Raw genomic sequence first — 15289 nt, 5'->3', positions numbered from 1 at the left:
CCGCCGGCCCGGATCCAGCACGTACTTCACCCCTCCCAGAGCACCGAGCCGAAGGCGAGGCAAGGCCGACCGGCCGCCCGCAGCGACGCGGACGCAGTCCGCATGAGCGAGGATAGCCAAGGCTGCGGATGCAGCCGCCGGCGCTTGAGGCCAACAAAAAGGAAAACTTATGCCCTTCTGGCTCGCTCGCAAACGCCACGGACAGCATAGCGACTGGATCACGCGGTTCGATCCGCGCTTCTGGACCGTCAATTTCCCCCGCCCGATGATGGCCAGCGTGGTCAGCACATCGCATGACGCGATGCGCATCGATTGCGAGTTCCATCACAAGGGCGAGCTGGCCGGGCTCATCTGGGACAGCGCGGACACGCTCGACCATCCGCTGCTCGCCTACGAGACCAGGCGCGACTATTCGCATTGCGTGCTGCGGTTCCGCTGGCGCAGCGACGGTATCCTGCCGCTCGACGTGCCGCACGGGCCGACGCTGACCATCGAGGGCCGCGATGCCGCGGGCAATCCGCACAGCTGGTATGTGCGCCTGTGGAACTATGCCAGCGGCACGCCGACCGATGCGCGGATCGAGCTGCGTTTCTCGGAGCTCGAATCCGGATACGGCCTGCCCGGCGAGCGGGTTCATCCCGGCGACATCGATCGCATGTTCATCAGCTTGGTGCCGCAGGGCTATGTCGAGGGCAGCAGCGCGCTCCTGCCCGCGCGCGTCGACGGCTGGGCCGAGATCACCAACATGGACTGCCAAGGCGAACGCGCGATGCTCGCGATCGGCGACGTACTGCTGCCCCCGCATGGCGAGCAGATTGCCACCGCTTATGACGACAGCTTCAACCAGACGCCGGCGCGCCTGGTGCGCTCGATCATCGGGCTCGGTTATCGTGGCCGGGTCATCCACTATGTCGGGATGAGCCACTACTTCCGGCTCAATCCCTTCGGCGACTCACTGCTGGTTGCGTTTGCAGGTCGGCTCTGCACCCCGGCCGAGCGCTGGCATGCCGCTTATTTCGAGGCTGCGGTCGAGGCCGAACTCGCGCCGATCGTTTCGCTGTCATACGAGTTGCTGGCAGACCACTGTCCCGACTGGTGGGCGCAGCGGGCATGGGACGGCAGCCCCGGACTGACCGGCTGGGATCCGCCGTCGATGCTCCTCTCGCCGGCGCATGCAAGTGCGATGCGGTTCCTGCAATCCATCGCCACGCAATTCGTCGCCCTGCTCGAAGCGGCCGGGGGGAAGCCCCTGTTTCAGATCGGGGAGCCATGGTGGTGGGTGCAGCCCGATACGGGTGCGCCCTGCCTTTACGACGCGAAAGCGAAAGCCGCGTTCGGAGGAGGGCCTCCGATCATTACCGATCTGCGCTTGCCACTGGACGACGGACAGAAGCAGCTGCTGGATCAGGCGGGTTCGCTGCTTGCCGCCAGCACGACGAGTCTCGCTCAGGCCGTGCGCGATCAGGCGCTTGGCGATGCCGAAATCCTGCTGCTGACCTTCACCCCCACCATCCTGTCCACCGATATGCCCGAACTCTACCGCGCTTCGCTGCCGAAAGAATGGGCCTGGCCGGCCTTCGATCGCCTGCAAGTCGAAGATTACGACTGGCTAACGGGCGGCCACGAAGGCGCGCGACGCGATGCCTATGCCTTTGTCGACGCGCATCTCGGCTATCCGGTAGAGGCGACCGACTACATGTCCGGCTTCGTCCTGCTGCCGGAAAATGCGGAAAGCTACTGGCCGATCATCGACCGCGCGCTCGACGAGGCGCGGGAACGCGGCATCTCCCAGCGCTTCGTCTGGGCGCTGCCGCAGGTCGCGCGCGACGGATACACCAGATTGCCCACCATGGAGGACGATGTGCAACCTTTCGACGATGTCTCCTACCCGCTCGCGCTGGGGCGCGACGCCACGGTCAGCCCCGAGTTTTCCACCACGGTCGCGGTGACGGCCTCGGGCCACGAGCGGCGCAACGCCCTGTGGTCCGACGCGCGGCTGCGTTACGATGTCGGGCCGGGTGTCCGCTCGGAAAAGGAGCTTGCTTCGCTGCTCGCCTTCTTCCGGGCGCGGCACGGGCCTGCGCGCGGCTTCCGCTTCCGCGAGCCCTACGACTTCAGCTCGAGGGGCATGACCGATGCGCCGGGCGCGGCGGACCAGCCGCTCGGCACCGGCGATGGCGGGACTACGCGGTTCCAGCTCGCCAAGCTCTACGACGAGCAGCGGCGTACCATCACCCGCCCGCGCGAGGCGACGATCCGCGTCAGCGTGGACGGTGCCGAGACGAGCGGATGGACGCATGACGGCAAGGGCTGGATCCGCTTCGATACAGCCCCGCCCGACGGCGCGGAGCTGCGCGCAGGGTTCGCATTCGACGTGCCCGTGCGCTTCGCCGAAGATCGCCTCGACGTGAGCGGTGCGGCCTTTGCAGCGGGTGAGGCACCATCCGTGCCTCTGATCGAAATTCGCGAGGACGCATGAGTAGGGTCTTCTTCGCCCGCGATCTTGATACGGCGGCCGCCTGGTGGCGGGTCTATCGCAAGGACGGGGTCGCGCTCGGCTTCACCACGCACGACCGCGATCTGTGGTTCGACGGCCTGCTCCACCGCGCCGCGCCGGGGATGCTGCCCAGCGCCGTGCGCCGCAGCATCGGCTTCGAAGACGACGAGAGCGAGGTCGAAGGGGCGCTCACCCACGATAGCATCCGGGCAGAGGATCTTGCCGCCGGCCTGTTCGACGAGGCGCGCGTAGTGAGCGGGATCGTGGATTGGGAGACGCTCGAGCGCGCGCAGCTCTATGGCGGCTCGATCGGATCCATCGCACAGGAGGCAGGAGGGTTCAGTGCGCAGCTGCGTTCGGCCAAGGCCGACCTCGATGTCGACCCGGTACCGGTTTCGAGCCCCACCTGCCGCGCGCGCTTCTGTGGGCCAGGCTGCGCGCTGTCGCCCGTCGCCTTCGAGCGGGAGGCACATGTCCAGGCCTTCGATGCGAGCCGCAATCGCCTGACGCTCGATATCGAAGATCATCGGCCTCATGCGCTCGGTGAACTGCGCCCGATGGAAGGGCCGCAGACCGGCTTGCCCATGCGGATCATCGCAGCGTCTGCCGATGGCATCACGCTCGACCGACCGCTCGATCCCGCCATCGCCATCGGCCTGCGCGTTCGCATTCGCGAGGGCTGCGACCGCACCATCGCGACCTGCGCTTCGCGCTTCGACAATGCCGCCAACTTTCGCGGCGAACCGTTCCTGCCGGGCAACGATCTGCTCGCCCAGTACCCGCAGCCACGATGAGTGCGCGTGCCGATGCTTTCGCCCGGGCGGCGGAGGCGCTCATCGGAACCCCCTTCGCGCTTCATGGCCGCTGCCCGCAGCATGGGCTCGATTGCGTGGGCCTTGTCGCCTGCGCGCTGGCGGACTGTGGCATCGCGCCGCGTATTCCCGAGGGCTACGGTCTGCGGAATGCGAATATCGCGCGCTTCCTCGTGCTGGCTCACGGCAACGGCTTCGATGCTGCAAGAACCCCCAAATCCGGCCAAATCACACGTGGCGACCTGCTTCTCGTCACCCCCGGACCAGCACAGAGCCACCTGCTCATAGCGCTCCGCCCGGATTATTTCGTGCACGCCCATGCCGGGCTGCGGCGCGTCGCGGTCCACAACGGTCCGCTCGGCTGGCCGATCGAGCACCACTGGCGCCTGCGCGCCTCCTGACAGGACAAACAACATGGCAACGCTTATCATCGGCGGCATCGGCACGCTTATCGGCGGCCCGCTGGGCGGCGCGATCGGCACGCTACTCGGTCGGCAAATCGACGGCGCGATCGCCGGCAGCCCCAAGCTGGAAAGCCCCCGCCTCAAGGAACTCGCAGTCTCGACCTCGAGCTACGGCCAACCGATCGCCCGCCACTACGGGCGCGTGCGCGCACCGGGCACGATCATCTGGGCGACCGACCTGGTCGAAAGTTCGGAAACCCAAGGCGGCGGCAAGGGTAGGCCGAAGACGACCGAGTACAGCTATAGCGTTTCGTTCGCAGTGGCGCTCTCCAGCCGCCCGATCGACGGCATCGGCCGCATCCGGGCGGACGGCAATCTGCTGCGCGGCGCGGCTGGCGACATGAAATCCGGCGGCACGCTGCGAATACACAAGGGCCATGCAGACCAGGACTGCGACCCGCTGTTGGCAGCCGCTCTCGGGGCCGAATGCCCCGCCCATCGCGGTTGTGCCTATGCAGTTTTCGAAGACCTGCAACTGGCCGATTTCGGCAACCGCATTCCGGCGCTGAGCTTCGAGGTGCTGGCGGGGTCCGGCAGCTCGCTGGTCGAGGCGCTGATAGAGGACGTTTCCGAAACCGCCAGCGCGGCTCCCATGCCCGTGCTCGAGGGGTTCGTTCACGACGGCGGGTCGGTTGCGCAAGTCCTCTCGCTGATTGATCGCTTCAACCCTCTTGCGCCCAAGCTGTCGGACGCGGGAGTAGAGGTTCTGCCGACCGTACGCGCAGACGAAACCATCCCCACACTGCCTGCCGCCGCGCGCTGGAGCGATGGGGATTTCGGACGCGAGGACGGTGTCGCGCAGGCACGAAAATCTGCTGGCGGCGCGGCGCTTTCGGCCCTGCGGTATTACGACCCGGCGCGCGATTACCAGCCGGGCCTGCAACGCTCGGAAAGCGCCTCGCCCACCGGGCGACGCGAGCAAGTCGAGTTCCCGGGCGTGCTTTCTGCCGAGAACGCTCGCGGCCTGCTGCGCGATGCAGCGGCGCGAGAGTCGATCGCACAGGAAACACTCTCGTGGCGCGTCGCCGAACTCGATCCGACGCTTCAGCCAGGTTCGCTGGTGCGCGCCCCTGGCGTGCCGGGCGAATGGCGCATCGCTTCGTGGGAATGGCGCGAGGCAGGGATCGAGTTGCAGCTCGTCCGCTCGCTCGACCTGCCGAGCGAATCGCTGCCTTCCGACCCCGGTTCGGGCTGGCATCCGCGCGACCTGCCGGCGCAGCCGAGCCGTCTGCGCGTGTTCGAATTGCCGTGGGACGGGTTCGGATCGCCCGATCGCGTGCGCGCGTTTGCTGCCGTCGGTGCGCCGAGCGGGCCATGGTCGGGCGCGGCGCTTTATACGCAGCAGGGGACATCGCTTGAGCCCGTCGGCGAAGCACCGCAGCGTCGCGCCATCGGCGGCAAGCTGGCGCAAACTCTCCCGCCCGGATCACTCTTCCGCTTGGATCCGGGGGCCAGTGCCCTCGTGCAGCTGGACGATACAGACGCGCGTCTCGCATCGGCGACGCCCGAGACGATTGCGCGCGGCGCCAACCGGCTGCTCGCCGGTTCGGAAATTATCCAGTTCGCAAGGGTCGAACCGCTTGGCGAAGGATTCTGGTGCATCTCCGGACTGCTTCGAGGTCGTGGCGCAACCGAGCATCACGCACGCGTGAGCCATCCTGCCGAAACGCCCGTTACACTACTCGACGAGCGCCTTCTTCCGCTGAGGGAGAGTGTCCTCCTCAAGGCCGACACCGGCAGCTTTGCTGCCATCGGCCTCGCCGATATGGCGCCTGTTTATGCGCAGCTAGAGAACGCGGGCAGCAGCAGGCGCCCGCCGTTCCCTTGCCATGGCTGGCTGCGCTTTGCAGACGGCGCGCTTTCCTGCGGCTGGACACGCCGCGCGCGTGGCGGGTGGACATGGCTGTACGATGCGGAAGTCCCGTTGATCGAACAGCAGGAAAGCTACGAGATCGGTATTGGCCCCATCGACGCCCCGCACCGCGTCTACACTTCGAAACAGCCCGGCTTCGCTCTGGACGCGACCGTCACGGTGGACTTGCAGACCCGGTTTGGCGGCGCGGCAGTCTGGGTCCGGCAGCAGGGCAGTTTCTCAAAGTCCGCCGCCCTCCGGCTCGGCACCCTACCACTCCTTTCCTGACAGGAGCGACCCATGATCCAACCGATCGTATTCGATGCCAAAACACCCAGGCATGCCATGCCTTATCTCGTTGCGGGACAAGCACAAAAAGAGCTGTTCGTGAACGAGAGCCTCGCGCTCATCGACATGCTGATGCACCCGGTGGTGACGGGCGCGGCGGCAACTCCGCCAAGCTCGCCGGCAGCAGGAGAGTGCTGGATCGTCGAGGCGGGGGCCGTCGATGCATGGGCGGGGCAAGACGATGGGATCGCCGGCTGGGATGGCGCGCAATGGACCTTCGCGAGCCCCCCGGATGGGCTCGCCGTCCATGACCTTTCCACCGGTGCGAAGCGCCACTTTTCCGGGGCTTGGACGAGCGCGCCGACGGTTGCCTCTCCGACCGGCGGGTCAGTGATCGATAGTGAAGCTCGTGCCGCCGTCGACTCATTGCTGGCGGCCGTTCGGCAAGCCGGCCTAATCGTCTGATCTGATCCGGGAACCCGGTGCGGTTTTCGGCGTTTCGGGGCGCATGAAGGGATCATCTTCTGTAAATTTGCACGGAGCAGTTCGTAAGAGCGGCATAAATGCAACAGTTTGCGGGCATTGCCCGCTTGCCACCTTTCGGGTGAAAAGTTAGAGATATTGCACTCGGTGGCTCTTATTCGCAAAAAGGGGAAACTATAATGCGGAAATTCGTCATAGGCATGGCGATGGCCTCTACGGCCCTTGCATCGCCTGCCCTCGCCAAGGACGACGCCTGGTACGTCGGCCTCGAAGGGGGCGCAATGATCGTCCAGGATGTCGATTTCGATCGCGACGGCGTGGCAAACAGCGATGTCGTCACGCTCGATCACGACGCTGGTTACGACTTCGGCGGTTTTGTTGGCTACGATTTCGGTGCGTTCCGTGCCGAAGCCGAAGTCAGCTATCGCGAAGCCGATCTCGACACCATCACCGTCGGCGCACTCGGCGGACTGCTCAGCAACGGCTTCACTGTCCCCGCTGGCCAGTACGAAGCTCCTGGTTCGACCAGCATCCTTTCGTTCATGCTCAACGGCCTGATCGACTTCGGTCCCGATGACGGCCTTCAGGGCTATGTCGGTGGTGGTGCCGGTGTGGCTCGCACCAGCGTCGACGTCGGCGGCTCGGGCCTCACGGCTCTAGACGATTCGGACAGCGGCTTCGCCTGGCAGGCTCTGGCCGGTGTGCGCGCTCCGCTGAGCGACAATTGGGACGTCGGCCTGCGCTATCGTTACTTCAACGCGACGGGCGTCGACCTCGTCGACCTGGCTGGCAACAGCCTCGACGACAAGGTTAGCACTCACTCGCTGATGGGCACGCTGACCTACAACTTCGGTGTGGCTCCGCCGCCGCCCCCGCCGCCGCCGCCCCCGCCGCCGCCGCCTCCTCCTCCGCCGCCGCCGCCCCCGCCGCCGGCTCCGGTTTGCGAGCAGGGTCCGTACATCGTCTTCTTCAACTGGGACGAATCGGACATCACTCCGGAAGCAGCGACGATCCTCGACAACGCAGTTTCGGCTTACGCCAACTGCGGTACGGCAGCAGTCATGCTGGCAGGTCACACCGACACCTCGGGTTCGGCGGCCTACAACATGGGCCTCGCCGAACGTCGTAACTCGTCGGTCCGTGACTACCTGACCAGCCGCGGCGTACCGGGTGGCCGGATCACCAGCGAAGCATTCGGTGAAAACCAGCTCCGCGTTCCGACCGCCGACGGTGTCCGCGAACTGCAGAACCGTCGCGTGGAAATCACCTACGGTCCGGGTTCGGGCATGTAAGGTTCGCGTTCCAAGCGAAAATGAACGAGGGGCCGGAGCAATCCGGCCCCTTTTTCGTTGCGTCATCGAAGTCTTTATTTTTGGAGGACAGCAATGATCGCACGCAACACAATGATGACCATCGGTACCGCTGCGCTTCTCGGTGCATGCAGCACGGTCGATTCCATTCCCGACGAACGCGTGGGTACGGCCACCTTGCAGACTGCGCAGGGCCTCCCGGCAGGTACGGCGCAATTGCTCAGGAACGGAAACACGGTCTCGGTCGCCATCGCCGCAGTGGGCCTTGCGCCCGGCGAGCATGGCTTCCACCTGCACACCACCGGTAGCTGTACCGCGCCCGATTTCACCAGCGCAGGCGGTCACCTCAATCCGGGCAACAACACCCATGGTTCGCTATCCGAAGGCGGTAAGCACCTCGGCGATCTTCCCAACCTCGTCGTCGGTGCCAATCGCACGGCCAGCGCCCAGGTGGATCTGGAAGGTAATGCCACGCAGGTCCTAGCCGACATCTTCGATGCCGATGGGACGGCGGTCGTAATCCATGCCGGTCCGGACGATTACGTCAGCAATCCGGCTGGAGACGCAGGCTCGCGAGTCGCCTGCGGCGTGATCGAACAGGCTTGAACTAGCTCGTCAAAAGGCCCACCGCACCAAGCGTCTTGAGACATCAATGCGGTGCGAGCAGGCTCCGGCCTGCTCGCACACACGTTTCCGTCGAAGTTTTGCGCCTCAAACCAGCTCGCCGGCCGCGCGTGCCCGTTCGATCACGGTTCGCTCTGCCGTTGGCACCGTCCGGTACGCTATCGCAAGCAGGATCAGGCCGATAGGCAGCGCTACGAGCAGGCTCAGCCCCCCGGTCGACAGGCTTCCCGTGATGCTGGACACCTGCCCGGCCATGTATGGGCCCAGCGCGAGCCCGACCAGCGTGGTTGCGAGAAAGAACGTCGCGGTCGCCGTCCCACGCATGCGCGGAAGAACCAGATCTTGCGTGGTCGCCGCTGCGCCGCCCAGAGCCGAACTGCCGAACAGTGACTGCATGAATGCAGCGATGTAAAACAGCGTCGGGTTCTGGGTGGTGAACATCAGGTAGAGGAACGGCGAGGCTGCGGCGAGACCGAAGGCAACCACGATGAGCCTTCCGGCAGGCAGGCGTTCCCTCAGCCAATCCGCCAGCCGGCCACCGAGAATGACGCCCAAGAACCCTGCGACTGCACCAGGTCCCCCGATCCACCAACCGGCGGTCGAGGGCGCCTCGCCCAAGATCCGGATCGCATAGGGTGCCGCCCAGAAGCTCGCCGCATAGGACATGAAGGCGACCATGCCGTAGCCGAGGATGGTCGTGAGGAACGCAGGGGTTCCCCAGATGAGCGAGAAGGTCGGCTCGTCCCGACGCTTCAATGTCGAGGCCCATGAAAAGATTGCGTAATAGCCGATCCCGACTGCGCCCCATTGCTGCGCGTTACCGGTAAAATCCGCCATTGCGAAGGCGATGCCGCCGATGACCGCGGCACCGAGCAGGTTGACGATTATCCCCCTTGCTCCTCCCTGCGCAGCGCCAATCAGCGTGAACGGCGGAATGACCGCGACGAGCTCTTTGAAGAAGCCACGAAAGGGATCTTTCGCCGGCGGGGTGACAATCCCTTCGCTCTGCCCGCGCACCGGCTCCCGTAGCGTGAAAACGAGAAGCGCGAGCAACAGCCCCGGGAGGCCGACGAGGATGAAGGCCGCCTGCCAACCGGCGAGGCCGAGCGGCGCATCGACTGGATACGCCTCGTTCCAGTTCTCGACGATGGCGCCGCCGATCAGCAGCGATATGCCACCGCCGATATACAGACCGGAGGAGTAGATCGCGAGCGCGGTGGCGCGCATTTTCTTCGGAAACCAGTCCGAGATCAGCGAGTAGGCGCTCGGGCTGGCAGTGGCTTCGCCGACACCCACGCCGATCCGTGCGATGCTGAGCGTCGTGAAGTTTTTGGCGAACCCCGAAAGAGCGGTGAAGGCGGACCAGATCGCGAGACCGGCCGTCATGAGCCTCACGCGATGCCAGCTATCGGCCAGCTTGCCCAAGGGGATGCCGAAGAGCGCATAGAACACGCCGAACGCCGTGCCGTAGAGGAAGCCGATTTGATCATCCCGAAGGCCAAGGTCGGCCTTGATGTCTTCTGCGAGGATCGAGATGATGTTCCGATCAACGAAATTCAGGACGTAGACGATCACCAATACGCCAAGCGCGTACCAGCTGTAGGCGGGGACCTTACCGGTCGCCTCGCTTGCGGTCTGGGCCTTGACTTCGGAAGCTGCGGTATTCTCGGTCAAATTCCTACTCCGTCACGCGAGGGGCATCCTCTGCGTAGACGGTGGTATCGACTAGCCCCGCTTCGGCAAAGCCCTTTCGGCGCAAACGGCACGAGTCGCATGCACCGCAGGCCTCGCCCGTCGGTGTCGGATCGTAGCAGGACCAGCTCCACGCCGGGTCGAGGCCGAGCCGGTCGCACTCGCGCGCGATGTCTGCTTTCGACATATTCTGAAGCGGCGCATGTATGGCAAAGGGTGCGCCTTCGACCCCCTGCTTCGTGCCGAGCCGCGCCGTTTCGGCAAAGCTCGCAATGAATTCGGGCCGACAGTCGGGATAGCCCGAATAGTCCAGCGCATTCACGCCGATAAAAATGTCACGCGACGCCGATGTCTCCGCGAAGGCTGTCGTCAGCGCGAGAAAGACGAGATTACGTGCGGGCACGTAGGTGACGGGAATATCGTCTCCGACGCCCGATTTCGGAACTGCGATGTCGTCGGTCAGCGCGGAGCCGCCGAATTTGCGCAAATCCAGGGGCAGTTCGACATGGCGGGCCACGCCCAGCTTCCCAACGATGGCCTTTGCCGACTGCAATTCGCGCACATGCCGTTGCCCGTAGTCGATCGTCAGCGCGTGAACCTCATATCCGCGCTCCGCGGCCAGTGCCGCGGTTACCATCGAGTCCAGTCCGCCCGAAAGCAGAACCACAGCGGGGACCTTCCCGCGATCGCTTGCAGATGTCGTCATGCGCCAAGCCGCTAGGACGCTTCAGCAGCGGCGGCAACCGTCAGTTGCAAGCCCCGGTGCGGCGCGCCTCTGCCGAGAATTCGAAGGGTTTGCCATCGGCAATGCCCTGGCTGTCGATCTGAACCAGGCTAGCTGTTTCCTTGCGGATGCTCGTCCGGCCATATCCGTTGCCGCGACAGGTGTATTGGATCGTCACTTCGCGCGCGCCATCTTCGACGACGAAGCGATTGCAGCCCGATCCGCGATGACGCAGCTGGATGAATTCGCGGCCGCTACGGACGCATACCTTGCGCACGGTGCTGCCATCACGAAAGCGCAGCTCCCAGCCTCCCTTGTCGAGCGATTCCAGCATGGCGAGTGAGGCCTGCGCAAGCGCCGGTGCCGCGACGACCGCGAGCGACGCACCGAGCGCGAGCATCAATCCATTCACCTTAGCCATGACATTCCTTTCGCGTGTCGGAAGAGACAAACGCGCCTGTGATTCGTGCAGCATACACCGAAACTGCGCCAAAGCGTTGTATAGTATCGACACACGTCATGCCGCGATGGCGAACTGCTTTGAGCAGAACGCGCAATCGACCAGGATCAGCCCTCGATCGTCGCGCATGTCCGCCCGGTCTGCTTCCGGAAAACGCGCGATCACGTCTTCGTAATGCTCGATCGAGCACCGGCAGCCACGCGCAATCTGCGCACCGCGCTGGATGCGAACTTCATCTTCCTCGTGGAACAGGCGCCACGCGATCGCTTCTAGCGAAAGCGCCGGGTCGAGAAGCTCATCGTGCCTGATCGATCCGGCCATAACGGCGACATGTTCCCACTCGGGGTGGTCGAGGCGCGCATGCAACCGTTCGCGCCCCTCCTCGCCATCGGGCAAATGCTGAACGAGCAATCCGGCTGCCGAGCAGGAATTGCCATCGCCGCGTACCGCGCAGCGTATCAACGTCGGCACCTGTTCCGACTGGAAGAAGTAATTCTCGCAGGCTTCGGAGAGACTATCGCCTTCGAGCGGGACGATCCCCTGGTACCGCCCGCGCCCGTCGGCCATATCGAAAGTAATCGCGAGATAGCCCTTGCCGAACAGCGCAAACAGCGACGGGTTCGCACCGAGTTCGGCAAGCCGAGCCTCATCGTAATCGACGTATCCCCGCAGATTACCGTCCTTGAAGTCGCACACCAGCAGATTGACCGCGCCCGCCTCGGTCTGGGCCTGCATCGTTACTTGCGATCCATCGTCCTTCAGCAGGCCGCCCATCAGGCTGGCGAGCACCAGCGCTTCCGCGAGGAGATGAGTGATCGGCGCGGGATAATCGTGCGCCGAAAGAATCTCGTCGAGCACGGAGTCGAGGCGAACGACGCGTCCCCGCGCGCTGCGCGACGGGATCGTGAAGCCGAGCAGTTGCCCGGCGTAGGTTTCATCGGAATGGGGGGTGGTTTGGTCCATCGCGCTCATATGGGTGGCGCGACAGGGATTAACAGAGGCGTATCACAACCGCCCGAAACACCAGAGCAGGATGGATTTCTGGGCGTGGATACGGTTTTCCGCCTCGTCGAAGACCACGGATTGCTCGCCCTCGAACACCTCCTCGCTAACCTCGTCGCCGACATGGGCGGGAAGACAATGGAGGAAACGGGCGTCCGGCTTGGCGTGCGCCATGAGTGCTGCATCGACCTGGAAGGGCAACATCGCCGCGAGCTTGTTGTGGACATGCTCCTGACCCATCGAGACCCACGTATCGGTGACCACGATGTCCGCGCCCCGCGCCGCTTGCGCTGCGTCCTGAGTCAGCGTCACCTGCGACCCCGCGGCGCGCGCCAATTCGACGAATTCCGCTTCGGGTTCGTAGCCTTGCGGCATGCCGACGCGGACGTTGAACTTGAACAGCGCCGCTGCCTCCAGGATAGAATGGAGGACATTGTTGCCATCGCCGAGCCAAGCAAGTTCAAGGCCGGGTAGCGCTTTGCCTTGCTCCACCATCGTGAGGAGGTCGGCGACGATCTGGCAGGGATGCGAGCGGTCGGTGAGGCCATTGATGACCGGCACGCTGGCGTGGTGGGCAAGTTCCTCGGCCTTGGCATGATCGTCGGTGCGGATCATGATCGCATCGACCATGCGGCTGAGTACCCGGGCTGTGTCGGCAATGCTTTCGCCGCGCCCAAGCTGGGTAGTGCCCGAGTCCAGTATCAGCGATGTGCCGCCGAGCTGGCGCATTCCAATATCGAAACTCACTCGCGTGCGCGTCGAATTCTTCTCGAAGATCATGCCAAGCACGTGCCCTGCGAGCGGCGCGTCCGCGTCGGCCCTGCCCTTGGGCCAATCGCGCCGGGCAGCCTTGCGGTCCTGGGCGTCGGCCAGCATCGCGGCGATCGCATCGCCGCCCGCGTCGGACAGGTCGAGAAAGTTGCGCGGGGCTGCAGTCGGCTCGGCCATCAGGCGGCCTCGGGCACCTGATAGCTCGCTGCACCGGCCGAGAGCTTGTCGAGGAATTCATCGAATTCCGCTTCGCCCGCCACCACCGGCGGCAGCACGCGCAGGGTGTTGTCGCCCGCGGCCACCGTCAGCAGCTGGTGATGATCGCGCAGGTGGACGAAGAACGGCCGGCTTTCGACCTTCATCTTGATGCCGAGCATCAGGCCTTTGCCGCGCACCAGTTCGAACAGGTCGGGATAATTACCGATGAACTGCTCGAGGCGCGCGCGCAGGCGCTCGCCCTTTTCGGTCACTTCGGCGAGGAATTCATCGTTCGCGACGGCTTCCATCACCGCCGTGCCCGCCGCCATCGCTAACGGATTGCCGCCATAGGTCGAACCGTGCGTACCGAAGCCCATGCCGCGCGCAGCCTTCTCCGTCGCCAGGCAGGCGCCCAGCGGGAAGCCGCCGCCGATGCCCTTGGCAGTGGCCATGATGTCCGGCTCCACGCCGTAGTGCTCATAGGCATAGAGCTTGCCGGTACGCGCAACGCCGCACTGCACCTCGTCGAACACCAGCATGAGATCGTGCTCGTCGCACAGGGCGCGCAGGCCGCTGATGAACTCCTGCGAGGCAGGACGAATGCCGCCCTCGCCCTGGATCGGTTCGACGAGGAAGCCGGCAGTCTTGTCGCTCACCAGCGCCTTCGCGCTCTCCAGATCGTCGAATTCCGCATATTGGAAGCCGGCCAGGAGCGGCATGAAGCCCTTGTGCATTTTCGCCTGGTTGGAGGCGCTGATCGTCGCCATCGTGCGCCCGTGGAAGGCATTGGTGAAAGTGATCAGCTCGGTGCGGTTCGCATCGCCTTCATCGTGCTGGTGATAGGCGCGCGCCGTCTTGATCGCGGCCTCGACAGCCTCGGCGCCCGAGTTGGTGAAGAACACCGTATCGGCGAAGGTTTTGTCGACGAGCCGCTGCGCCAGCGCTTCGCCTTGCGGGCTGCCGTAGAGATTGGAGACATGCATCAGCGTGGCTGCCTGCTGCTGGATGGCACCGATCAGCCCTTCGTGGCTGTGGCCGAGCAGGTTGACCGCAATGCCGCTCGCGAAGTCGAGATAGCGCGTACCGTCTTCGTCGATCAGATGGCAATGGTCGCCGCGAACGGGGCGAACGCCGCAGCGGGGATAGACGGGCATCAGCGGGGTAATCGACATGGGGCCTCCAGCGGGCATGGCTAAAATCGAAAGACAAATGGCGGCCCTTGCGGAACCGCCATCTGCGTGTTTGCCAGCGATCTATTGCCTCGCGCGGCCCGGGTCAAACCGGATCGCGGCAGGCGTTCGCACTCCTGCCCTTACTCTTGGACGGGAACGAGGTTGACCGCCGAATATTTGCCGCGTCGGTCGACTTCGAGGTCGAACTCGTAGCGCTCGCCCTCGTCGATACCCGACAGGCCCGAACGCTCGACAGCGCTGATGTGCACAAAGGCATCAGGCTGACCATCGTCGCGGGTCAGGAAACCGAAGCCCTTCATCGAGTTGAAGAACTTGACCGTACCCGTCGCTTTTTCGCCGGTGAGTTCACGGCGCGGAGCGGCGCTCTTCTGCTCGACCGCGATGACATCGCCGACGACCTGGAGGTCTTGCGCCGAAACCTTGCCGCCGCGATCGACGAGGTTGAATTCCAGCTCCTGCCCTTCGGCGAGGCCTTCGAGGCCGGCACGTTCGACGGCGCTGATATGGACGAAGACGTCCTCGCCGCCGGTTTCCTGCTGGATGAAGCCGAAGCCCTTCTGGCTATTGAAGAACTTCACCGTGCCTTTGCCGGTGCCGACGACCTGGGCGGGCATGCGGTTGAAACCGCCGCCACCACCACCGCCGCCGCCACGGTTGCCGCCGCCGAAGCCGCCACCACCGCCGCCGCCGCGATTGCCGCCACCAAAGCGGTCACCGCCGCCTCCGCCGCCGAAGCGATCGCCACCGCCGCGATTGTCGCGGAAAGAATCGTGTGGAGCAAAGTCCGCCGGCGGGCCGCCGAACGGATCGAAGCTATCCTCCCCAAAACCATCGCGCTTATCCCGTCCGCGACGGCGCCCTTTATCGTAACCCATAATTCGAACAGTACCTTCGTACAGCCAGTGTTCCTCAATCCCCG

14 protein-coding genes are annotated in these 15289 nt (G+C 64.8%); 7 read left to right on the top strand and 7 right to left on the bottom strand.

Annotated features, from left to right (window positions below):
* The first annotated feature begins 169 nt into the window (after positions 1–169).
* The 7 genes from ACSH0F_RS04255 to ACSH0F_RS04225 all read left to right on the top strand — a co-directional run bounded on the left by ACSH0F_RS04255 (position 170) and on the right by ACSH0F_RS04225 (position 8312).
* Complete coding sequence (locus ACSH0F_RS04255) at positions 170–2479, top strand: DUF2460 domain-containing protein (RefSeq protein WP_435200199.1); 2310 nt, start codon at positions 170–172, stop codon at positions 2477–2479.
* Positions 2476–3291, top strand: a complete 816-nt coding sequence (locus ACSH0F_RS04250; protein WP_435200197.1) for a DUF2163 domain-containing protein — start codon at positions 2476–2478, stop codon at positions 3289–3291. Before ACSH0F_RS04255 ends, ACSH0F_RS04250 begins: the two co-directional genes overlap by 4 nt.
* Positions 3288–3710, top strand: a complete 423-nt coding sequence (locus ACSH0F_RS04245; protein ID WP_435200195.1) for an NlpC/P60 family protein — start codon at positions 3288–3290, stop codon at positions 3708–3710. Before ACSH0F_RS04250 ends, ACSH0F_RS04245 begins: the two co-directional genes overlap by 4 nt.
* Before the next feature lie 13 nt (positions 3711–3723).
* On the top strand, positions 3724–5913 hold the full coding sequence (locus ACSH0F_RS04240) for a phage tail protein (protein ID WP_435200193.1): 2190 nt from the start codon (positions 3724–3726) through the stop codon (positions 5911–5913).
* A 12-nt stretch (positions 5914–5925) separates the two neighbouring features.
* Complete coding sequence (locus ACSH0F_RS04235) at positions 5926–6378, top strand: DUF2793 domain-containing protein (RefSeq protein ID WP_435200191.1); 453 nt, start codon at positions 5926–5928, stop codon at positions 6376–6378.
* 197 nt (positions 6379–6575) lie between these two features.
* Entirely contained in the window at positions 6576–7688 is a 1113-nt protein-coding gene (locus ACSH0F_RS04230; protein ID WP_435200189.1) for an OmpA family protein, read from the top strand.
* Positions 7689–7781: 93 nt separating this feature from the next.
* On the top strand, positions 7782–8312 hold the full coding sequence (locus ACSH0F_RS04225; RefSeq protein WP_435200187.1) for a superoxide dismutase family protein: 531 nt from the start codon (positions 7782–7784) through the stop codon (positions 8310–8312).
* Between the two features lie 105 nt (positions 8313–8417).
* Here the strand turns inward: ACSH0F_RS04225 and ACSH0F_RS04220 are convergent, their stop codons facing one another.
* The 7 genes from ACSH0F_RS04220 to ACSH0F_RS04190 all read right to left on the bottom strand — a co-directional run bounded on the left by ACSH0F_RS04220 (position 8418) and on the right by ACSH0F_RS04190 (position 15245).
* Positions 8418–10004: a spinster family MFS transporter gene (locus tag ACSH0F_RS04220; RefSeq protein ID WP_435200185.1), complete on the bottom strand. Its 1587-nt coding sequence runs from the start codon at positions 10002–10004 to the stop codon at positions 8418–8420.
* A 4-nt stretch (positions 10005–10008) separates the two neighbouring features.
* On the bottom strand, positions 10009–10728 hold the full coding sequence (queC, locus tag ACSH0F_RS04215) for a 7-cyano-7-deazaguanine synthase QueC (protein WP_435200184.1): 720 nt from the start codon (positions 10726–10728) through the stop codon (positions 10009–10011).
* Positions 10729–10768: 40 nt separating this feature from the next.
* Positions 10769–11167 (bottom strand): hypothetical protein, encoded by a 399-nt coding sequence (locus ACSH0F_RS04210; protein WP_435200182.1) that lies wholly within the window; start codon positions 11165–11167, stop codon positions 10769–10771.
* 96 nt (positions 11168–11263) lie between these two features.
* The gene (locus ACSH0F_RS04205) at positions 11264–12169 is read right to left on the bottom strand and encodes an Hsp33 family molecular chaperone HslO (RefSeq protein ID WP_435200180.1); all 906 of its coding nucleotides are present in this window, start codon (positions 12167–12169) and stop codon (positions 11264–11266) included.
* Between the two features lie 42 nt (positions 12170–12211).
* Entirely contained in the window at positions 12212–13156 is a 945-nt protein-coding gene (gene argF / locus ACSH0F_RS04200) for an ornithine carbamoyltransferase (RefSeq protein ID WP_435200178.1), read from the bottom strand.
* Complete coding sequence (locus ACSH0F_RS04195; protein WP_435200176.1) at positions 13156–14349, bottom strand: aspartate aminotransferase family protein; 1194 nt, start codon at positions 14347–14349, stop codon at positions 13156–13158. Before ACSH0F_RS04195 ends, argF begins: the two co-directional genes overlap by 1 nt.
* 140 nt (positions 14350–14489) lie before the next feature.
* The gene (locus ACSH0F_RS04190; protein ID WP_435200174.1) at positions 14490–15245 is read right to left on the bottom strand and encodes a cold-shock protein; all 756 of its coding nucleotides are present in this window, start codon (positions 15243–15245) and stop codon (positions 14490–14492) included.
* Positions 15246–15289 lie beyond the last annotated feature (44 nt).

Source organism: Qipengyuania sp. 902 (assembly GCF_051195295.1).
Classification (GTDB): domain Bacteria; phylum Pseudomonadota; class Alphaproteobacteria; order Sphingomonadales; family Sphingomonadaceae; genus Qipengyuania.
The sequence above is the reverse complement of the archived record's forward strand: the minus strand, read 5'-3'. Positions and strand labels throughout refer to the sequence as shown.